We start from the raw sequence: 19,452 nt of genomic DNA, 5'->3' as shown, positions 1-19,452 counted from the left end.
CAGCGGGGTGTTGTTTACATGACCAAGTTGTGACAGTGGCGCCATTACTGTTAGCATGGGCTTTAAAACCAATTTTAGAAGAGCCCGCTATGAAGTTAACGTTGATCAGTGCCTTAATGTTATTTAGCAGCGTTGCGATTAGCGCTGAAACTTACTTTCCCCCGGCCGGTACTTGGCAGCAGGTTAGCCCACAAAGCTTGGGCGTTAACGCCAGTAAACTGCAACAAGCGGTTGATTATGCGATTGCCAGCGAAAATCCCGCCGCCAAAGATCAAGCCCTAGTACAAGCAACCACCTTTGGTGCACGCGAACCCTATGATCAGATTATTGGCCCAATGTCGGTAAGAGCCGCGGCCAATGGCATGGTGATTTATCAAGGTAAAGTGATTGCGACTTGGGGCGATACGCAAAGTGTCGATATGACACACAGTATCAGTAAAACCTTTTTAACCACGGTAACCGGTTTGGCGTTGCAGCAGGGCTTGATCCACAATGTGCAGGATTTAGTTGGCCCTTATTTACCTTCAGCGAGTGAGCTCTTTGCCAGTGAGCACAATCGGCAAATTCGCTGGGATCATTTGCTGCGGCAAACCAGTGATTGGCAGGGAACCTTATGGGGTAAACCGGATTGGGCCGATCGCCCGGAAGGCGAAGCAAAAGACTGGCCTAATCGGCCACTTTATACGCCGGGTAGCCGTTACAAATACAATGATGTGCGCATTAATGTGCTGGCGCTGGCTACCACCTATGTTTGGCGCAAACCGCTGCCGGTGGTGTTAAACGAACGGATTATGCAGCCAATTGGTGCCAGCAGCACATGGCGTTGGCACGGTTACGACAACAGCTGGATTGAACTGGATGGCCAGAAAATCCAAAGTGTTTCTGGTGGGGGGCACTGGGGCGGCGGTATGTTTATCAATGCTTGGGATTTAGCGCGTTTTGGTTATTTATTTTTACGTGACGGCAATTGGCAAGGCCAGCAATTAATTAACCAAGACTTCATTCGTGCTGCCAGAACGGGCGGCAGTGCCAAAGCCGATTATGGTTATGCTAATTGGTTTCTCAACCCCGGCCGGCAAGCGTTACCGGCTGCACCAGAAAGTGCAGTAACCTTTCAGGGCGCTGGGCGTAACGTGATTTACCTCGATCAAGAGCATGATGTACTGCTGGTTGCACGCTGGATTGGAAATGGCGATGAGTTGAACCAGTTGATTGCTAAAGTGTTGGCGGCGTTACCAAAAAAATAAGCAAAGCACTTCATTGTCTAATTCATAACACTGAGACAGTAAAAGTTAACGGGGTATTTTTGATAAAAAAATGCCCGGTTTATAAAAACCGGGCTAAGACAAGGTAGACAGGTAAGGGTAGGTTACACCCTTCAACAACTTTAACCGCTGCATTCGAATCTCGAACACGGGTTAACTATAGAATTTTGTAGCGATCGGTACAAACGATAAAAAAAAACCTGATAGATTAAATTTATTCAACTGTATTATGGGAACTTTTTAAGGTTAATAAAGCGGCGATAATAGCCTAAAATGCAGTAAATGCGGGGTATTTGCGCAAAGAGTAGTCGATTAGGCTGGAAAATTCGCAGCTGCGAAATAAAGAAAAAATAGTCATTTACGCGACTTGGCAATTATTAATAAATTAACTTGAGCGAGGAAGAAGGCGATTGGCTGTTATGGTCTTAGCGCATATTGCAGAGAAATCATCACTTAGTCATGGCGGGTAAAGAGAAGTCGGCGGTATGAAAGCTTTTTAAGATCCAATCAATCAGCAGTTTAATTTCTGGACGGTCGGTATCATCATTATGTTGCACGAGGTAATAGCGATCGCGACTGACTAACTCTTGTTCAAATAATTTAACTAAAGAGCCGCCAGTAAACCATGCGTGGCTGATGGGCATTGGAATTAACGCAACGCCCAAACCCTGTTGCGCAGCACGTGCCACACTAAACATACTATCGAGTTGGATAATTTGTTTCGGCTGAAATTGATGATAACCGACACGTTCGGCCCATTGATGCCAAGCAGTTGGCCGTGCTTGATGCAAAATCAGCGGTGTTTTTTCTAATACCCGGTAGCCTTTGTTATGCAATTTTTGAAACAGCGCCGGGTTACAAGCGGGTAAGTAACTGATTGGGAATAAATCGTAAACGGAAGCGTCTTCAGGTTTTTTACCGGATAGCACCACAGAGACATCGGTATACTTAGTGTTTTCGCGTCGTGATTTAACGGTTTCTAACTTTAAGTTGATATTGGGGAATTGCTCTGACCATCCCCGCAAACGTGGCACAAACAGTTCACTGGCAAAGAATTCAGGCATGGAAATACTAACTTCACGCACGCGCTCAACTTGGCTAAATTGGGTAATGGTTTGGCTTAACTGTTCCAGTAACGGTTTTATTTCAAGATAAAATTGCTTGCCCGTTTCGGTTAATTCTATGGCCCGTGTTTTCCGTTCAAATAAGCTTAAATTTAAATTGTCTTCAAGTTGTTTGATCTGATGGCTGACAGCAGAAGGCGTTAAGTACAGCTGTTTAGCCGTATCTTTGAAGCTTAAACATTCAGCTGCAACACAAAAACAACGTAGACCGCGAAGCGGTGTTTGCAAAGACATAAAAGACTTACCTGCAGTAAAGCATGGGATAAATTGGTTAGTTTAGGTGTTAAGTATGACAAAATTAATGCAAGAGCTGAACCACTAAATGCAATATCTTCGCATTCAGTGGTTTACTGGCAACAATAAGCTGACTTTAAGCACAAGATGCACGAAGTTGGTGCATTTTGCGCTAAATTTAGTCTAACAGCGGAAACTGACGAGACACTGCACTGCCGGTAAAATGGGCGACCCAGCCTTCGGTATTATTAAAAAAACGGATAGCGGTAAAATCTGGGGCACTGCCCATATCAAACCAGTGCGGTGTGTTGGCAGGCACGCTAATTAAATCATTTTGCTGACATAACACTTGATAGATTTCATCGCCTAAATGTAAGCAAAATAAGCCTTGGCCTCGCACAAAAAATCGTACTTCATCTTCGGTATGAATATGCTCATCCAAAAACTTTTGTCGCAATACCGCCTTGTCAGGATGGCTTGGATGCAAAGAAATGACATCGACAGTGCTGTAACCTTGCTGTTGTTGTAGTTTGGCAATATCTGAAGCATAAGCCAACATTACTTGCTCAGCGCTGCTGTTTTCATCAATAGGCGCATTGGCTTGCCACTGCGTAAATTGCACGCCTTGTTGTTGTAACTGTGCACTGATCTCATGCGCGTTGCTTGAAGAAAAGCGAGCTTGTTCCGGTTGATTAATAGCGAAAATACGCAAAACACTCATGCTTATTTATACCTCTATTTGATAAAAGTTTTCGGCAACGGGGTGATCGCTAGCGGCTTGTTGTTCACGGATTAACTGCACCGTAGCCATGCCTGCTTGTCGGGCGGCATCTAATTCTGCGACGACATCGGATAAAAACAACACCTGTGCTGGCGGCAATTGCAGCTGTTTTAAAATAGCTTGATAACTGGCTAAGTCGCGTTTCCCCCCAATGCGCGTATCAAAATAGCCACTGAGTAAGGGAGTAAGATCACCCGCGTTAGAGTATTTAAACAAGAGTTGTTGGGCAGTAACAGAGCCTGAGCTGTAAATGTACAATGGAATACCGCGCTGTTGCCACGTCTGCAATTGCGCTACGGCATCGGGATACAGATGGCCCGTAAAATGACCTTGCTGATAACCCTCTTGCCAAATCATGCCTTGCAGGCTTTTTAACGGCGTAATTTTTTGATCGGCATCTAACCAGGACAACAAGGCACTAATGCATTGTTCAACATCTGCTTCTGGTTGCTGTAGCTGTTCGCGCACGGCGGTGAGTTCCGCTAAGACCGCAGGTTGCTGTTGATGCTGACGAACAAAAGCCGCTAAATGTAAGCGAGCATAAGGAAACAGCACCTCAGTGACAAAGCTAATGCGTGTTGTGGTGCCTTCTATATCGGTAATAATGGCTGAATAAGTCACGGTTTTCCTGTAATTTTTAGACGTTCAAGCTCGCAGTTTATGAGAAATTCCCAGCCTTCTAAATGCCTTTTTGCTTCAGCTAAACTGTATCCCCACACATATAGGCCATGGCCTCTAACTAACAGCGCAAATGGCAAGGCTTTACTTTTCCAGCGTTGCTGTAATTGTCGAGCTAAAGCCGGAATATCTTGGGTGTTGTCAAAAATCGCTAAAGTGAGTGTTTGCTCATGGCTCTGAATGCCGCTGATGGCTTTTTGCATTTCGTAACCACGAAATGGGTAGTTATCGGCACCGATCAAGCGAGAAAAAACGGTAGCATGCACGGAATGGGTATGCAGAACGGCTTTGATCTGAGGGTCTAGTTGATAAAGCTGAGCATGCAGTGCGGTTTCTGCCGAGGGAGTACCATATTGGCAATGCAGTTGATCGGCTTGCCAGCTCACCGGTAATAAATCTTGTGGGCTAAGTTCACCTTTGTCTTTACCTGATGCGGTAACCAACGCCATATTGTCAGTTTGACGGATCGAGAAATTGCCGCCGGTGGCGGGTACCCAGTGGCGGCTGGCGATCCAACGGCCTAAAGTGCATAGCGCAATAGCGTTTGGATTAAGTTGTTGCACCTGTGCGGTATTATTCATCAGAACCTTACCTTCATAACGGTTTGCCTCATCGCGGGAAATAACAAAGCCATACGTTTAAGTGTTTAAGCGTATAGATGTCTATACATGGAATAAGCCAAATGATAGCATTGAAAGCGGTTTTCGCAACTTTTTCTGCACTTATGTCGATAGTTTCCAAGTTACCTGCGGTAGGTACCACCATCTTTAGTCAGATGTCGCAATTAGCGGCAGAGCATCATGCCATTAATCTGTCGCAAGGTTTTCCGGATTTTGCGGCTAATCCGTTCCTGTTACAGCGCTTAGCTAAGCACAGTGCGGAGGGTTTAAATCAATATGCGCCGATGCCTGGTGTGCCGATGTTACGAGCACAAATTGCGGCGTTAACCGCGCGTTGTTATCAGCGACAGGTCTGTGCCGATAATGAGATCACGGTAACGTCAGGTGCAACGGAAGCCTTATTTGTGGCAATCCAAATGCTCGTGCAGCCTGGTGATGAGGTGCTGCTGTTTGATCCCGCCTACGACAGTTATGCTCCGGCAATTCAGTTAGCCGGTGGTACGCCCGTGCATGTTAGGCTGCAAGCACCTGATTATCAGGTTGACTGGTCACTAGTATCCGCGGTGATGACGCCTCGGACCCGATTAATTATCGTCAATAGCCCGCATAACCCCACCGGTATGGTGTTTAAGGAATCAGACTGGCTGGCTCTACAGCAGTTGGTGCTGACACATCAACTGTATTGCATCAGTGACGAAGTGTATGAGCACATGGTGTTTGACCAGGCCGCACAACTGAGTGCGCATTGTTTCGCGGCATTAGCGGAGCGTACCGTGGTGGTATCCTCTTTTGGTAAAACCTTTCATGTTACTGGCTGGAAATTAGGCTATGCCATAGCCCCGCCTTCGTTCACCGCTGAGTTTAGAAAGATTCATCAATATGTCACCTTTGCCAGTTTTACGCCCGCCCAATATGCCATTGCGGATATGTTGCAACAGCAGCCGGAACAGGTTGCCGAGTTGGGGCAATTTTATCAGCAAAAGCGCGATTTTTTTGCTGCGGCGCTAGCGACTAGCCGATTTACCTTGCTTCCCTGTGCCGGCACTTACTTTCAGTTGTTAGATTACCGTGTAATTGCTGCCGAAATGACCGATGTGCAGTTTTGTCAGTGGCTCACCACTGAGCATAAAGTGGCAGCCATTCCGCTTTCTGTGTTTTATCAGCAAGGTTCAACAGATCGGATTATTCGTTTATGTTTTGCTAAAGAGCAACATACTTTGGCGCAGGCTGCGGAGATCTTATGTCAACTTTAAAGGTCGCGGTGCTGCAAACCACGTTAGTGTGGCAAGATTGCCACGCAAACCTGACTCAGTTGACGGCGCAATTAGCTGATTTAGAGCAGGTAGACTTAATTGTGCTACCCGAAATGTTTAGTACTGGCTTTAGTATGGACAGCTCACAAGTGGCAGAGCCTGAACCGGGTGAGGCCTTGTTGTGGTTAAAACAGCAAGCTGCGTTGTATCAGGCGGCCATCACTGGCTCAGTTGCTGTGCGCACGGCAGAAGATCATCGGGTAAATCGATTATATTTTGTGACGCCGGATGGCGCAGTGCAATTTTATGATAAGCGGCATTTGTTCCGTATGGCCGGAGAGCATCATGCTTATCAGGCTGGGCAGCAGCGCGTTATTGTTAATTACCGTGGCTGGCGCATCTTGCTCCAAGTCTGTTATGACCTGCGTTTTCCCGTATTTAGCCGTAATAAAAATGACTATGATGCGATGATCTACGTGGCTAACTGGCCAGCACCGCGCAGTCGTGCCTGGTGGGTGTTATTGCAAGCGCGGGCGATTGAAAATCAAGCTTATGTGTTTGGCTGTAATCGGGTGGGTCAAGATGGTAATGGTATGCAGTATGCGGGTGACAGTTTAATTGTGGACTATCTGGGTAAGCCAATAGCAGAGCTTGCCGCAGACGAAGCCGGAGTGCTCTATGCCACAGCCGATCTTAAGGCACTACATGCCTTTCGTGAAAAATTTCCAGCCGCTTTAGATGCCGACCACTTTAACTTGGTTTAGCCTTAAAACGTGATCCGCCCTACTGCCTAGCAGGGATGAAGCAATTATTTCGCTGATACCGAAGCTCATTCGGTCAGCATTTTGGAGTAGGTTATGTCGCGTGCAGCGCCAACCGCAGTGATTTTTAGTGGTTTTTTTCTGTTAGGTAATTTGATCATTTTATGGGGTATTTTATTGCCTGATATGGCCAAAGACCTACAGATGTCGACCAGTATCAGTGGTTTATTTTTTAGTTTGTTGTCGATGGGCGCCATTTTTGGGGCGGTGATGGGCGGCAAATATGCGCAGCGTTTTCACTTTTTAAGGTTGTTTGCCAGCTTGGCGTTGGTTGAAACCTTGTTACTGTTATTGTTCTCATTTATTACCCGCTGGCAGTTATTATTGCCGCTCATCGTGTTAGTGGGCATGACTTACGCGGTGATGTTCACTGTGGGCCACACCTTGATCGCGAGATTGTTTGCGAATAAACGCGCCGCGATGATGGGGCTGATGGATTTTATGTTTAGTTTAGGGACCTTGGCCGCGCCATTATGGGTCGTGGTGTTATTTTGGGTGCTAGACGATTGGCGCTGGCCGCTGCGCTTTATTGCGTTGGGTTTATTGTTATTAGGGTTCTACAGCTTATATGTCGCCAAGGCTCAGCCACAAATGGCCAGTAAGGCGGAGCACAAAGGCAGTAGTTTGTCTTATGTCAAAGTGCTGCGCCAGCCGCTATTTTTTTTAATGTTTTTGGTGATGATTGGCTACGGCGCAGCCGAGTGGGGCCAAGGTAATTGGTTTGTCAGTTACGCAGCAGACGGTATCGGTATAGAAACCGAGCAAGCGCGATTATTACTTGCTTGGTTTACCGGTGGTATGGTGCTCAGCCGCTTGGGCTTCGCTTTACTACTGCGGTGGTGTAGCCCAGCGCAATTAATGTTGCTGCTAGCCTCGCTCGCACTGAGTGGTGCTTTGTTATTAAAACTGAGTGTCGGTTTGCCACAACTTACCGCAGGTAATGTATTACTGGGCTTAGGCATCGGCGGCTTATTTCCACTGATGTTGGCAACCGCGATGGGTATGGATAGTGATAATGGCCCTGTGTTATCGGGTATTGCCAGCATTGGCACTTCTGTGGGCTTTCAATTTGCCGGTTTAGCCACTGGGGTATGGGCGGAACAGGCTGGTATTTTAAACGCTTACTGGTTAGTACCTTTAGCCTGTGGCTGGCTACTGCTGATGATTATGTTGTTTTGCCGTCGTTTAACGTCATTAACCGCAAGCGCTTGACCGCAGCCGAAAACCCAGCAAAACTATATGCCCATTAGTTACTGAGTTTTAGCTGTGAAGACAATTAATTGGGCCGCGTTAGAAGCGGCCGCCAAAGACGCTGCGGCACAGGCTTATGCCCCTTATAGTCAGTTCCCTGTCGGCGTAGCTGTGCAGGCCGAGAATGGCCAAATCTTTTCAGGTTGTAATGTTGAAAATGCTTCTTATGGTGCGACGGTGTGTGCGGAGCGCAATGCCATCGCCGCTGCCGTGTTGGCGGGGCATCGTAAATTACTGGCCGTGATGGTCTATACCCCACAAGAAAAGCTGACACCGCCTTGCGGTATGTGTCGTCAAGTAATTGCTGAGTTTTTCCAACCAGACAGCCCTATCGCCAGTTGTAACCATTTAGGCGAACAGCAGCATTGGGAACTGCAATACTTATTACCCGATGCCTTTACCCCTAACTATTTAGCTGCTAGTAACAAGATATCAAAGGATTAAGCATGGCGATCCCACAGGAAATTATTAAAACAAAACGGAATGGCCAAGTATTAACTGAGGCCGAGATTAAACAGTTCGTACAAGGTTTAACATACGACAACTTTAGCGATAGCCAAGCGGCTGCGCTGGCCATGGCCATTTATTTAAACGGTATGACGGTAGCCGAGACCGTATCCTTAACGTTAGCGATGCGCGATTCAGGCACGGTATTGAATTGGCAAGGTCAGTTAAATGGTCCGGTAGTTGATAAACACAGTACGGGCGGTGTGGGTGATAAAGTCACGCTTATGTTAGCACCGATGGTCGCAGCCTGTGGTGCCTATATGCCAAGTATTGCCGGCCGCGGGTTGGGCCATACGGGGGGCACAGTAGACAAACTGGAAGCGATCCCAGGCTATAGCTGTACGCAATCACTGAACCGTATTCGCCAACTGTTACCTGAGTTAGGTTGCGTTATTGTTGGTCAAAGTAGTGAGCTCGCCCCTGCAGATCGTCGTTTGTATGGCATTCGTGATGTGACGGCCACGGTAGAATCTATACCACTGATTACCGCGTCTATTTTGTCGAAAAAGTTGTCTGAAGGCTTAGATGTGCTGGTGATGGACGTTAAAGTGGGCAATGGGGCCATTATGGCCACGGCGGATGATGCTGCTGCGCTGGCGAACAGCATTGTTAACACTGCAACCGGTGCAGGTGTCGCTACCCGCGCGTTAATTACTGATATGAATCAAATCTTAGGGGCTACTGCGGGTAATGCGTTAGAAGTGATGGAAACGCTGGATTATTTAACCGGTAAATACCGAGAGCCAAGATTACATCAATTAACTTTAGAACTCGGTGCGAATATGCTGGTTCTAGGCAAGGTGTATGCCGATAAAGCCGCTGCGGTAGCCGCACTTGAACACAGTTTGAGTTCGGGTAAAGCGGCAGAGATTTTTGCGAAGATGGTCAGTGCCATGGGTGGCCCCGCAGACTTGTTTGAAAAGCCTGAGCAATATTTAGCGGCAGCACCAGTGAGTTTAGTGATCGAGTCACCTCAAGCAGGAGAACTGCACTATGCCAACACCGTTGGTTTAGGCATGGCCGTTGTAAGATTGGGTGGAGGGCGTTCGCATCCTGCACAGAAAATTGACCCTGCGGTTGGCTTTAGTCAGATTGTAAGTGCGGGAAATCAAGTCAGTATCGGGCAACCTTTAGCCACCGTGCATGCGGCAACCACGGCTGCAGCCGAGATGGCAAAAGCAGAGTTTTTAGCTGCGTGTCGTTTTGACCTTACCGCGGTAGCACCGTTAGTACATCAAGTGATTGGTTAACGGGAGTGACGGTTTGCTATTGAGATTTTTTAAGCGGTGTTTTTACGCACGAAACGAGTAGTGCATAACGCGCTATGCGGTTCGTTTTGTTAAATGCGGCATACAGTCTGAGGTATCCCCAGAAATTCTGTAGTTAAAATAAAAAGTTAGGCGATTAGGGAACATTCATGGTGGTTCCCGATCTGATCATTCGCCAAAACTCACAAAACGCGGATGGTCACCATGAATGTAAAAACTATGCTCGCTGATTTCCTCACATTTGTCACCCCCAAAACGATGCATAAAACCCGATTTTCGGTGTTTTTAGATGCTGTAACAGCTTTGACCAAAGATGCGCGGTGCACCGTCACAGCGATTGGTCGCGCTATGCCAGGCACATCTGACAAAGTCAGCATTAAGCGCGCGGATAGATTGCTCAGCAATGCCAATCTACAACGGGAACTGCCTCTGATCTATGCGGCAATGACTCATTTGATTGTCAGTAGCAAAACGCAGCCGCTCATTTTGATTGACTGGAGCAACGCTGATACCGCGAAGCGCCATTTTATTTTGCGAGCCAGCATCGCTGTTGATGGCAGAGCACTCACGCTATTACAAAAAGTGGCGGCGGCAGAAGATTACACTTGCCCACATTTGCACTGGGCGTTTTTAAAGCAACTCAAGGCCATGTTACCTAGCGACTGTAAGCCTGTTATCGTCACCGATGCTGGCTTTAAAGTGCCTTGGCTTAAGCAGGTGCGCAAATTAGGCTGGCATTATGTCGCCAGAGTCAGAGGTAATGTGAAGCTTAAACTGGCAGAGCAAACAGAGTTTATGACCGTAAATGCGCTTTATAAAAAAGCTCGCGCCACCCCTAAACACTTAGGCGCAATCGTGCTGACTCAGACGCAACATTATGAAACCCGCGCGATTCTAGTTGGTAAAGGCTATAAGCTATTGAAGCGAGACAAAAATAAGTCTTACAAAGAACCTTGGTTATTGGTGTCATCTTTGCCTGAGTGCCATGGCTACGCAGATAAAATCGCCAAGTGCTACAGTAGCCGGATGCAAATTGAAGAAAGTTTCCGAGACCAGAAAAGCTCACGTTATGGCTTAGGAAGCGACCTGCACGGCACTAAAATCAAATCACGTTTGGGTATATTGCTGTTACTCGCGGCACTGGCAAATTGGTTCCACTACCTGATGGGTTCGGCGGGTGAAAAGGCTGGCTTACATTTGCGATATCAGGCTAATACGGTAAAAAATCGGCGAGTGCTTGCACTGAACTTCCTCGGGATACTGCTTTGTAAGGAACCTAAAATGCCTATATGCAGGCACAATTATCAGCAAGGACTTAAACAAATCTTGCTCTGGGTTGCACAGTGGGACTGGGCGGTAATCAAATTGGCAAAGAGCTAATAGTATGTATCTTAATTTTGTGGGGATCCCTCAGGCATACAGTAATAAAAAAACCGGCTTGCGCCGGTTTTTTTATTAACAACTCAACTTAAGACTTTTGACGTTTCATCGCATCAAAGAATTCGTCGTTTGTTTTAGTCATTAACAACTTATCGATAAGGAATTCCATACAATCGGTTTCATCCATGGGATGTAAGATTTTCCGCAGGATCCACATTTTTTGTAGTTCTTCTGGTGACGCCAGTAATTCTTCACGGCGCGTACCTGAACGGTTAAAGTCGATAGCAGGGAACACACGGCGCTCAGCGATTTTCCGCGATAAGTGCAGTTCCATGTTACCGGTACCTTTAAATTCTTCGTAGATAACCTCGTCCATTTTAGAACCGGTATCCACTAAGGCTGTGGCGATAATGGTTAAACTGCCGCCTTCCTCAACGTTACGTGCCGCACCAAAGAAACGCTTTGGTTTGTGCAAGGCGTTTGCATCCACACCACCGGTTAATACCTTGCCTGAGCTAGGGATCACGGTGTTGTAAGCGCGAGCTAAACGCGTAATCGAGTCAAGCAGGATGATCACGTCTTTCTTGTGTTCAACCAAGCGCTTGGCTTTTTCGATAACCATTTCAGCAACTTGTACGTGACGGCTAGCCGGTTCATCAAAGGTAGATGCAATTACTTCCCCTTTCACTAAACGCTGCATCTCGGTGACTTCTTCTGGGCGTTCGTCGATTAACAACACCATCAGTACACAATCAGGATGATTGGCGGCGATAGATTGGGCGATGTTTTGCAACAGAATGGTTTTACCGGCTTTTGGTGGCGCGACAATTAACCCGCGCTGCCCTTTACCGATAGGTGAGGCTAAGTCTAGGACACGTGCCGTGATATCTTCGCGGCTACCGTTACCCCGTTCCATGCGTAAACGTGAGTTCGCATGCAGCGGCGTTAAGTTTTCGAATAAGATTTTGTTACGAGCATGCTCAGGTTTGCCGAAGTTAACTTCGCTGACTTTTAGCAGGGCGAAGTATCGCTCACCTTCTTTAGGTGGCCGAATTAAACCGGAAATGCTGTCACCCGTACGCAAGTTAAAGCGGCGGATCTGGCTAGGCGAGACATAGATATCGTCTGGGCCAGCTAGGTACGAGCTGTCAGAGGAACGAAGGAAACCAAAGCCATCCTGTAAGATTTCTAAGCAACCATCACCGTAAATTTCTTCACCGTTTTTGGCATGGGATTTAAGGATGGCGAAAATGATATCTTGTTTGCGCAGACGAGCCATGTTCTCTTGGCCCATAGACTCAGCTAACTCAACCAGCTCGCTAATTGGCTTCAGTTTCAGTTCTGTTAAATGCATATTTGATGGGTTCTTGTTGGTGGAAACAGATTAAATGCTTATCAATTCGATAAATATGGGATAGAAGTTGGTTTATTCGACAGACAAGCGTGGTTCAGGGTGTTTGCTACTGCACACAATAGCAGCTGCGATAACGTCCGTCCAGCGGACAATAGAAAAAAGGCGTACAAAAAATACGCCTTTTTAGCACATCGTTAGATATTGCTGTCTAAAAACTGCTTTAATTGCGTTTTTGACAGGGCACCTACTTTAGTAGCGGCAACTTGACCATTCTTGAATAACAGTAAGGTTGGAATGCCACGAATACCAAATTTTGGTGGTGTGTTCGGGTTTTGGTCGATGTTGACCTTGGCCACTGCAACTTTACCCGCATATTCAGATGCGACATCATCCAGGATCGGCGCGATCATTTTACATGGGCCACACCATTCCGCCCAGAAATCAACCAGTACTGGCGTTTCTGCTTTTAATACATCAGCTTCAAAGCTGTCGTCAGAAACCTGTAAAATATGTTCGCTCATCTATTTCTCCGTTCATGCTGTGCAGTTACACTGCAAAAAATATATTATCAATTTAATCGCGGCTGTTTCTTATTGCAAGCGTAACAGTTATGCTAGGTAGATATGAATAAAACACACTTAACATCGCATAAATTCGCCGATTTCGGATTGGCACCACAGGTTCTTGACGCTCTTGCAGCGCAAGGTTATGACTATTGTACGCCAATTCAGGCACAATGTTTACCCCTAGCGCTTGCTGGGAAAGACATTGCAGGTCAAGCACAGACGGGTACGGGTAAAACACTCGCTTTCCTTACTGCGACCTTCCATCATCTGCTTACGCATGAACCCAAGGGTTCAGGTCAACCTCGCGCCATCATAATGGCTCCTACGCGAGAGTTGGCCGTTCAGATCCATAATGATGCCGTTATGCTAGCGCAAAAATCGAATCTGCGCCTTGGCTTGATTTATGGGGGCGAGGGTTACGATTCTCAACGCCAATTGTTAGAACAAGGCGTAGATATTTTGATCGGCACTACCGGTCGCTTAATTGATTATTTAAAACAAGGCTTATTTGAGCTGTCACAAATTCAAGTGGTGGTGTTAGATGAAGCCGATCGCATGTTCGATCTGGGCTTTATCAAAGATATCCGCTTTATGTTTAATCGTATGCCGCCAGTCACTGAGCGGTTAAGTTTACTTTTTTCAGCTACTTTGTCTTACAAGGTACAAGAACTGGCCTTTGAAAAAATGAATCAGCCAGTGCATATCCATATCGCACCAGAAGAAATGACCGGCAGCCGGATCAGTGAAGAGCTGTTTTATCCAGCACATGAGCACAAAATGGCTTTGTTGCTGACGTTATTAGAAGAAGAATGGCCAGATAAAGCCATTGTTTTTGCGAATACTAAGCACGCCTGTGAAGACGTGTATCATTGGTTAGATGCTGATGGTCACCGCGTCGGTTTACTGACTGGCGATGTTATTCAGAAGAAACGATTAAAAATTCTCGACGATTTTACTACCGGTAAGTTAGATATTTTAGTTGCCACCGATGTGGCTGCGCGTGGTTTGCATATTCCGATGGTAAGTCATGTATTTAATTATGACTTACCCGATGATTGCGAAGATTATGTGCATCGTATTGGTCGAACCGGCCGTGCGGGTGAAAGTGGTAAAGCGATCAGTTTTGCTTGTGAGCGTTATGCCCTGAATTTAACCGCGATCGAAGAGTATATTCGGCATCCAGTACCTGTTACCCAGTATGATGCCGACGCTTTGTTAACGGATGTTACACCACCGAAGCCACGTGTTAGACGCCGTCCAGCACAAGCACGAAGTGGTGCAGGTAACCGCGGTAATAGTGGACGCCCGAGTAATGGCACAAGATCTCCTCGCAGCCGCCCTAGATAATCACTCCCTCGACAGCGATCACGCTGCCTCGATACGCTCACCGCATAGTGATATTTATGCGGTGATTGATCTCGGCTCCAACAGCTTTCATATGTTGATGGTCAAGGTGGTTGGCGGTTCTGTGCAAGTTATTGGCCGGGTTAAACGCAAAGTACGTTTGGCTGCGGGTTTAAATGACAACTTAGTCCTTAGCCACAAAGCCATGAAACGTGGTTGGGAGTGTTTGGCGTTATTTGCCGAGCGCTTGCAAGATATTCCGGCTGAAAATATTCGCATCGTCGGCACTGCCACCTTACGTTTAGCCCAAAACGTCAAAGTGTTTTTGCAAGAAGCAGAAGCGATCCTTGGCCAACAGGTGCAAGTGATTAGCGGTGAAGACGAAGCGCGCATTATTTACTTAGGTGTTGCACATACCTCCAATAGCGACAGCAACCGCTTGGTGATCGATATTGGCGGTGCCAGTACCGAGGTCGTCATTGGCCAGGGTTTTACACCGACTTTACTATCTAGCCTGAATATGGGCTGCGTAACCTACCTTGAGCGTTATTTTACAGACCAACAATTAAGCGAAGATAATTTCTCGGCGGCGATTCAAGCGGCTGAAACGGAGATCGTTAAGATCCGTGATTCTTTTCTTAATGAAGGTTGGCAAATTGCGGTGGGGGCGTCAGGCACCGTGCAAGCCATGCAAGAAATCTTGGTGGCACAGGGCAAAGACGAAGTGATTACACTGCGCCGTTTAGAAGACATTATGCAGCAAGCCATGGCGTGTGGTCCGGTTGAGCAATTAAGTATCTTAGGTTTAGCGCAAGAACGTAAACAAGTGTTTGCCTCTGGTTTAGCGATTTTGATTGCGCTGTTTCGGCAGCTACAAATCAGTGGCATGACCTTATCCGGTGGCGCTTTACGCGAAGGCGTGCTGTATAGCATGTTGCCGGGCCTGCAAGACAGTAATGTGCGTAATCGTACGGTAAACAGCTTGATGGTACGTTACTTTATTGACCAGCAACATGCCGAGCGGGTTGCCGAGATGGCGACGGAGTTGGCTGGGCAATTACAAGGCCGTTGGGATCTGCAAAAGTTTGAAGGGCACAGTATGCTTCGTTCAGGTGCCTTATTGCATGAGCTGGGCTTACTGATTGAATATAAAAATCACCATCATCATGGTGCTTATATTATCAATCATTCTGACTTGCCCGGGTTTACCCGTGCGCAACAGCAGTTAGTGATGGCTTTGGTGTATAACCATCGTGCTGATATTGCACGGGAAGTGATCGCCAGACAAACCATGACCTCGGTGTTATTAACCGTGCGTTTAACGCGGATCTTACGTTTAGCAGTGATTATGTCGATGCGGCGTCGGCTGGAGGCTTTACCGCAGGTAACGATTAGCGCTAAGGCAGAAACCCTAACCTTAACCATGCCAGCGGGTTGGCTAGAGCAGCATCCGTTAATGCGTGCCGAGTTAGAACAAGAAGTACAATATCAGCAACAGGCGGGTTGGGAATTAATTATCAATTAAGTCTGCTTGCCGCCATTACTAAAAGCAGGGCAGCAAGCATCCTCTTGTAACTTAACCGTTTTGTTTTAACCAGATCGCGACCTTCTTCGCAAAATACGTCAAGATGCCATCTGCGCCTGCCCGTTTAAAGGCTAATAACGACTCCATAACCACCGGTTGCTCTGCAAGCCAGCCATTTTGGATAGCGGCCATATGCATGGCGTATTCACCACTAACCTGGTAGGCAAAAGTTGGCACGCCAAACTCATCTTTCACGCGACGGACAATATCCAGATACGGCATACCAGGCTTTACCATGACCATATCTGCACCTTCTTCCAGATCCATGGCCACTTCGTGCAGGGCTTCATTGCTGTTTGCCGGATCCATCTGATAATTCTTTTTATTACCGCCTTTTAGGTTGCCAGCTGAGCCAACCGCATCGCGGAACGGGCCATAATAGCTGGAGGCATATTTAGCAGAGTAAGCCATGATGCGGGTATTCACATAACCGGCTTCTTCTAATGCTTCGCGGATCGCCCCAATTCGACCATCCATCATATCAGAGGGCGCCACCACATCGGCACCGGCTGCGGCATGCGACAATGCCTGTTTGACCAGTGCTGCGGTGGTAATGTCGTTTTGAACGTAACCCTTTTCATCAATAATGCCGTCTTGGCCATGCGTGGTAAAAGGATCTAATGCCACATCGGTAATGATGCCCAATTCGGGTGTATGTTCTTTTAATAACTGAACTGCGCGCTGCGCTAAACCATCGGGGTTCCACGCTTCCTCAGCGGTTAATGATTTATTGGCGGCTGGGGTGACTGGGAACAGCGCGATAGCAGGGATCCCCAGTGCGACTAATGCTTTGGCTTCTTCGAGTAGCAAATCCAGTGTTAGCCGCTCTATGCCAGGCATTGAGGCAATGGCTTCGCGTTTATTAACACCGTCGATAATAAACATCGGATAAATTAGGTCGTTCACTGTTAGCTGATTTTCTGCCATTAAACGTCGGCTAAAATCATGCTCACGCATGCGGCGTAAGCGGCTAGCAGGAAAAAAACGGTTAGTGTGCATCAATAATATCCTCAACGGGTAATTGCAATAAACGACAGCTATTTTGGTAACTCTGTTCGGCCACTTGCGCTAAGCTTTGCCCCGTTAAACGCGCAACTTCGGCACCAATAGCGGGCAATAAAGCGGGTGTATTATGCCGAGGGCGCGGTCTGATAGTTCGGGGAGTTAAATAGGGGGCGTCGGTTTCTAAGATTAAACGATCGGCCGGTAAATATTGAATAGCTTGTTGTAAGGCTTGGCCTCGGCGCTCGTCACATAACCAACCGGTAATACCAATATAAAGTCCAAGCTCAAGGTAGGCTTTCAGTTGGTTAGTATCGCCCGTAAAGCAATGGGCAATGCCGCCGCGAAGCGGGGGTTGTTCTTTTAGCATGGCTATTTGTGTAGCAAAGGCATCGCGTTCGTGCAGATACACGGGTAATTGATACTGCTTAGCCAGCACGAGCTGTTCGGCAAAGACCTGTTGTTGTTGGTCGCGTGGTGAAAAATCGCGATTAAAGTCTAAGCCACATTCGCCTATCGCCAATACATGGTTTGCTTGCAGCTGCAGGGCAAGTTGTTGCAGCCAGTCTGCCCCGACGTTGGCCGCTTGGTGCGGGTGCACGCCAGCAGTACTGTAACAACCGGTATGTTGCTGGCAAAAGTTGAGATTTTTCTGGCTTTCGGCTAAGTCGCTACTAATTAATAAACAATCAGTGACACCCGCGGCATTTGCTGCAGCGATAATGGCGCTTTCTTGGGCCGCGAATTGGGCACTAAAAAGATTAAGCCCACAGTCAAACCAGCGCATGATTAGTCAATGCGTCTTACTTTAAGCGTACGGTTGTTTTTATCATTGGCTAGATAAAACGATCCGACCGCGCCACGCTTAATGTGATGTATCTCACCTACACTGATGGGATAAAAAGCAGAATTAGTTTGACGCCACACTTGGTCATTCTCAAATTCCACAATGACCTCTTTGCGTAAGCTATAGCTGACTTTCCGCACGATAGAGGTGATTTGCTCAATATTATCCACGGCTTGCTTACGTTCGTGACCAAATTGGCTTTCTATCGTTTTCAGATCAGCTTCTGCTGCAACCTCAGGGTTAGTTTGCACGACTTCTGCAGGTGCAAGTGTCGGTGCTGAAGTACTTAACGTATTGGTCGATGTATTAATGGCATCATAACAGGCCAAGCGTTGCGCTGTTTGCGCTAGCGTGCGGCACTGTTCAAGTGCATTCGCAAGGGGGCTTTGTGCCATGCTGATCGGGCTAAAACACAGCAGTAAGCTGCTAGTTGTTAACAAGCGTGTGATCATGGTTGTTGCTCCTCAGTGTTGTCTGCTGCACTGTTATCGGCTTTAGGCTCATAAAAGCGGCTAAGCCACAGGCCCACTTCAAATAGCATCCACATTGGAATAGCCAATAACGTTTGTGATAACACATCTGGTGGGGTTAATAGCATGCCGAGAATAAAGGCCCCGACAATAATGTAAGGCCGTTTTTCTGCCAATGTGGCACGGCTAACGCTACCACTCCATACCAGTAATAGAATGGCGATAGGAATTTCAAAGGACAAACCAAAAGCAAAAAACAGCTTCAGAACAAAGTCTAGGTAACTGGTAATGTCAGTGGCAATGGTTACACCTTCTGGCGCGACGCTAGTGAAAAAGGCAAAAACCAATGGGAAAACAATAAAATAAGCGAAAGCGATGCCACCATAAAATAACAAGGTACTGCTCGCCACTAACGGCGCCATTAAGCGTTTTTCCCGGCTGTATAGCGCTGGGGCAATAAACTGCCACACTTGCAGTAAAATATAGGGAATCGCTAAACAAATAGAGACCATAAAGGTTAATTTAAACGGCGCAAAGAAAGGCGCAGCCACATCGGTGGCAATCATGCTGGTACCTTCTGGTAGCACCGCCAGCAAGGGTTTAGCTAGTAAAGCGTAGATGTCGCGTGCAAAGTAAGCCAAACAAAGGAATACCAGTAATACTGCAATAACAGAGCGCAGTATTCTATTGCGTAATTCAATTAAATGACCAAGAAGGCTATTAGGATCCGGTTTTGTTTTCATTTTTTACGACAGTCTCACTGGAAGTAGGGGTGAGGTCTTTGCCAAGTTGTTGAGTCAAGTTGTTCAATGACATTTGGGCATTGGTTGGTCTTACCGAATTTGCCGCTTCAGTTAATTCTTTGATGGCTGCTTTTTCATCATCACTAAGATTAAGTAAGTTTTTGGCTTCAGCATCTTTAAGTTTTTGATGTAATTCGTGTATCCGGAGGTTGTCGCTGAGTTCGGCTTGCATTTGTTGGCCAAACTGCTTCACGCTACGCACCGTTTTCATGGTACTACGGATAGCACCTGGTAAACGTTCTGGCCCAAGCACGAGTAACGCTACTATGGCAATGACGAGGAGTTCCCAAAAGCCCATA

At 47.0% G+C, this 19,452-nt stretch carries 20 protein-coding genes; 9 read left to right on the top strand and 11 right to left on the bottom strand.

What is annotated here, in order from left to right:
* Positions 1-89 precede the first annotated feature (89 nt).
* Positions 90-1,247: a serine hydrolase domain-containing protein gene (locus ACUJFK_RS00515; RefSeq protein WP_445425736.1), complete on the top strand. Its 1,158-nt coding sequence runs from the start codon at positions 90-92 to the stop codon at positions 1,245-1,247.
* Between the two features lie 467 nt (positions 1,248-1,714).
* Here the strand turns inward: ACUJFK_RS00515 and ACUJFK_RS00510 are convergent, their stop codons facing one another.
* The 4 genes from ACUJFK_RS00510 to ACUJFK_RS00495 form a co-directional block, all read right to left on the bottom strand.
* Entirely contained in the window at positions 1,715-2,623 is a 909-nt protein-coding gene (locus ACUJFK_RS00510; protein WP_226751369.1) for a LysR substrate-binding domain-containing protein, read from the bottom strand.
* 178 nt (positions 2,624-2,801) lie between these two features.
* Positions 2,802-3,344 carry a 1,2-dihydroxy-3-keto-5-methylthiopentene dioxygenase gene (locus ACUJFK_RS00505; protein WP_226751368.1) on the bottom strand — a complete coding sequence of 181 codons (543 nt, stop codon included), beginning with the start codon at positions 3,342-3,344 and terminating at the stop codon, positions 2,802-2,804.
* Between the two features lie 6 nt (positions 3,345-3,350).
* Positions 3,351-4,025, bottom strand: coding sequence for an acireductone synthase (gene mtnC / locus ACUJFK_RS00500; protein WP_445425735.1), 675 nt, complete (start codon positions 4,023-4,025; stop codon positions 3,351-3,353).
* Positions 4,022-4,663, bottom strand: a complete 642-nt coding sequence (locus ACUJFK_RS00495) for a methylthioribulose 1-phosphate dehydratase (protein WP_445425734.1) — start codon at positions 4,661-4,663, stop codon at positions 4,022-4,024. The genes mtnC and ACUJFK_RS00495 overlap by 4 nt, the downstream gene beginning before the upstream one ends.
* A gap of 101 nt (positions 4,664-4,764) precedes the next feature.
* Between ACUJFK_RS00495 and ACUJFK_RS00490 the strand changes: the two genes are divergently transcribed.
* From ACUJFK_RS00490 to ACUJFK_RS00465, 6 genes are all read left to right on the top strand, one after another.
* Positions 4,765-5,955, top strand: coding sequence for a methionine aminotransferase (locus ACUJFK_RS00490; protein ID WP_445425733.1), 1,191 nt, complete (start codon positions 4,765-4,767; stop codon positions 5,953-5,955).
* Positions 5,943-6,719, top strand: a complete 777-nt coding sequence (locus ACUJFK_RS00485; protein ID WP_445425732.1) for an amidohydrolase — start codon at positions 5,943-5,945, stop codon at positions 6,717-6,719. Before ACUJFK_RS00490 ends, ACUJFK_RS00485 begins: the two co-directional genes overlap by 13 nt.
* A 93-nt stretch (positions 6,720-6,812) precedes the next feature.
* Positions 6,813-7,988, top strand: a complete 1,176-nt coding sequence (locus tag ACUJFK_RS00480; RefSeq protein WP_445425731.1) for an MFS transporter — start codon at positions 6,813-6,815, stop codon at positions 7,986-7,988.
* A gap of 54 nt (positions 7,989-8,042) precedes the next feature.
* Positions 8,043-8,471, top strand: a complete 429-nt coding sequence (locus tag ACUJFK_RS00475; RefSeq protein WP_445425730.1) for a cytidine deaminase — start codon at positions 8,043-8,045, stop codon at positions 8,469-8,471.
* A gap of 2 nt (positions 8,472-8,473) precedes the next feature.
* A complete protein-coding gene (deoA, locus tag ACUJFK_RS00470) occupies positions 8,474-9,784 on the top strand; it encodes a thymidine phosphorylase (RefSeq protein WP_445425729.1) in 1,311 nt (436 codons plus the stop codon).
* 213 nt (positions 9,785-9,997) lie between these two features.
* Positions 9,998-11,182: an IS4 family transposase gene (locus tag ACUJFK_RS00465; protein WP_445425728.1), complete on the top strand. Its 1,185-nt coding sequence runs from the start codon at positions 9,998-10,000 to the stop codon at positions 11,180-11,182.
* 88 nt (positions 11,183-11,270) lie between these two features.
* Here the strand turns inward: ACUJFK_RS00465 and rho are convergent, their stop codons facing one another.
* Together rho and trxA are read right to left on the bottom strand one after the other, a co-directional pair.
* Entirely contained in the window at positions 11,271-12,536 is a 1,266-nt protein-coding gene (gene rho / locus ACUJFK_RS00460; protein WP_226751360.1) for a transcription termination factor Rho, read from the bottom strand.
* A 194-nt stretch (positions 12,537-12,730) separates the two neighbouring features.
* Positions 12,731-13,057: a thioredoxin TrxA gene (trxA, locus tag ACUJFK_RS00455; RefSeq protein WP_226751359.1), complete on the bottom strand. Its 327-nt coding sequence runs from the start codon at positions 13,055-13,057 to the stop codon at positions 12,731-12,733.
* A 102-nt stretch (positions 13,058-13,159) separates the two neighbouring features.
* On the opposite strand from trxA, the gene rhlB reads away from it, so the two are divergent.
* Complete coding sequence (gene rhlB, locus ACUJFK_RS00450; RefSeq protein WP_226751358.1) at positions 13,160-14,449, top strand: ATP-dependent RNA helicase RhlB; 1,290 nt, start codon at positions 13,160-13,162, stop codon at positions 14,447-14,449.
* Positions 14,415-15,971, top strand: coding sequence for a guanosine-5'-triphosphate,3'-diphosphate diphosphatase (gene gppA, locus ACUJFK_RS00445; protein WP_226751448.1), 1,557 nt, complete (start codon positions 14,415-14,417; stop codon positions 15,969-15,971). The genes rhlB and gppA overlap by 35 nt, the downstream gene beginning before the upstream one ends.
* 51 nt (positions 15,972-16,022) lie before the next feature.
* Here the strand turns inward: gppA and hemB are convergent, their stop codons facing one another.
* From hemB to tatB, 5 genes are read right to left on the bottom strand one after another with little or no spacing between them, the layout of a single operon-like run.
* Complete coding sequence (gene hemB / locus ACUJFK_RS00440; protein WP_229586055.1) at positions 16,023-17,030, bottom strand: porphobilinogen synthase; 1,008 nt, start codon at positions 17,028-17,030, stop codon at positions 16,023-16,025.
* Positions 17,020-17,820, bottom strand: a complete 801-nt coding sequence (locus tag ACUJFK_RS00435; protein WP_445425727.1) for a TatD family hydrolase — start codon at positions 17,818-17,820, stop codon at positions 17,020-17,022. The genes hemB and ACUJFK_RS00435 overlap by 11 nt, the downstream gene beginning before the upstream one ends.
* Positions 17,821-17,822: 2 nt before the next feature.
* Entirely contained in the window at positions 17,823-18,332 is a 510-nt protein-coding gene (locus ACUJFK_RS00430) for a hypothetical protein (RefSeq protein WP_445425726.1), read from the bottom strand.
* On the bottom strand, positions 18,329-19,093 hold the full coding sequence (gene tatC / locus ACUJFK_RS00425) for a twin-arginine translocase subunit TatC (RefSeq protein ID WP_226751354.1): 765 nt from the start codon (positions 19,091-19,093) through the stop codon (positions 18,329-18,331). The genes ACUJFK_RS00430 and tatC overlap by 4 nt, the downstream gene beginning before the upstream one ends.
* Positions 19,071-19,451 (bottom strand): Sec-independent protein translocase protein TatB, encoded by a 381-nt coding sequence (gene tatB / locus ACUJFK_RS00420; protein ID WP_445425725.1) that lies wholly within the window; start codon positions 19,449-19,451, stop codon positions 19,071-19,073. The genes tatC and tatB overlap by 23 nt, the downstream gene beginning before the upstream one ends.
* Between the last annotated feature and the right edge of the window lies 1 nt (position 19,452).

The organism is Alishewanella sp. HL-SH06, assembly GCF_052656265.1.
The sequence above is the reverse complement of the archived record's forward strand: the minus strand, read 5'-3'. Positions and strand labels throughout refer to the sequence as shown.

Coding starts and splice junctions, on each gene's coding strand:
- tatB (WP_445425725.1), bottom strand. CDS start 19,451: ATGGGCTTTTGGGAACTCCTCGTCATTGCCATAGTAGCGTTACTCGTG.
- ACUJFK_RS00510 (WP_226751369.1), bottom strand. CDS start 2,623: ATGTCTTTGCAAACACCGCTTCGCGGTCTACGTTGTTTTTGTGTTGCA.
- ACUJFK_RS00480 (WP_445425731.1), top strand. CDS start 6,813: ATGTCGCGTGCAGCGCCAACCGCAGTGATTTTTAGTGGTTTTTTTCTG.
- rhlB (WP_226751358.1), top strand. CDS start 13,160: ATGAATAAAACACACTTAACATCGCATAAATTCGCCGATTTCGGATTG.
- rho (WP_226751360.1), bottom strand. CDS start 12,536: ATGCATTTAACAGAACTGAAACTGAAGCCAATTAGCGAGCTGGTTGAG.
- tatC (WP_226751354.1), bottom strand. CDS start 19,093: ATGAAAACAAAACCGGATCCTAATAGCCTTCTTGGTCATTTAATTGAA.
- ACUJFK_RS00495 (WP_445425734.1), bottom strand. CDS start 4,663: ATGAATAATACCGCACAGGTGCAACAACTTAATCCAAACGCTATTGCG.
- ACUJFK_RS00435 (WP_445425727.1), bottom strand. CDS start 17,820: ATGCGCTGGTTTGACTGTGGGCTTAATCTTTTTAGTGCCCAATTCGCG.
- trxA (WP_226751359.1), bottom strand. CDS start 13,057: ATGAGCGAACATATTTTACAGGTTTCTGACGACAGCTTTGAAGCTGAT.
- gppA (WP_226751448.1), top strand. CDS start 14,415: ATGGCACAAGATCTCCTCGCAGCCGCCCTAGATAATCACTCCCTCGAC.
- hemB (WP_229586055.1), bottom strand. CDS start 17,030: ATGCACACTAACCGTTTTTTTCCTGCTAGCCGCTTACGCCGCATGCGT.
- ACUJFK_RS00515 (WP_445425736.1), top strand. CDS start 90: ATGAAGTTAACGTTGATCAGTGCCTTAATGTTATTTAGCAGCGTTGCG.
- deoA (WP_445425729.1), top strand. CDS start 8,474: ATGGCGATCCCACAGGAAATTATTAAAACAAAACGGAATGGCCAAGTA.
- ACUJFK_RS00430 (WP_445425726.1), bottom strand. CDS start 18,332: ATGATCACACGCTTGTTAACAACTAGCAGCTTACTGCTGTGTTTTAGC.
- ACUJFK_RS00485 (WP_445425732.1), top strand. CDS start 5,943: ATGTCAACTTTAAAGGTCGCGGTGCTGCAAACCACGTTAGTGTGGCAA.
- ACUJFK_RS00490 (WP_445425733.1), top strand. CDS start 4,765: ATGATAGCATTGAAAGCGGTTTTCGCAACTTTTTCTGCACTTATGTCG.
- ACUJFK_RS00465 (WP_445425728.1), top strand. CDS start 9,998: ATGGTCACCATGAATGTAAAAACTATGCTCGCTGATTTCCTCACATTT.
- ACUJFK_RS00505 (WP_226751368.1), bottom strand. CDS start 3,344: ATGAGTGTTTTGCGTATTTTCGCTATTAATCAACCGGAACAAGCTCGC.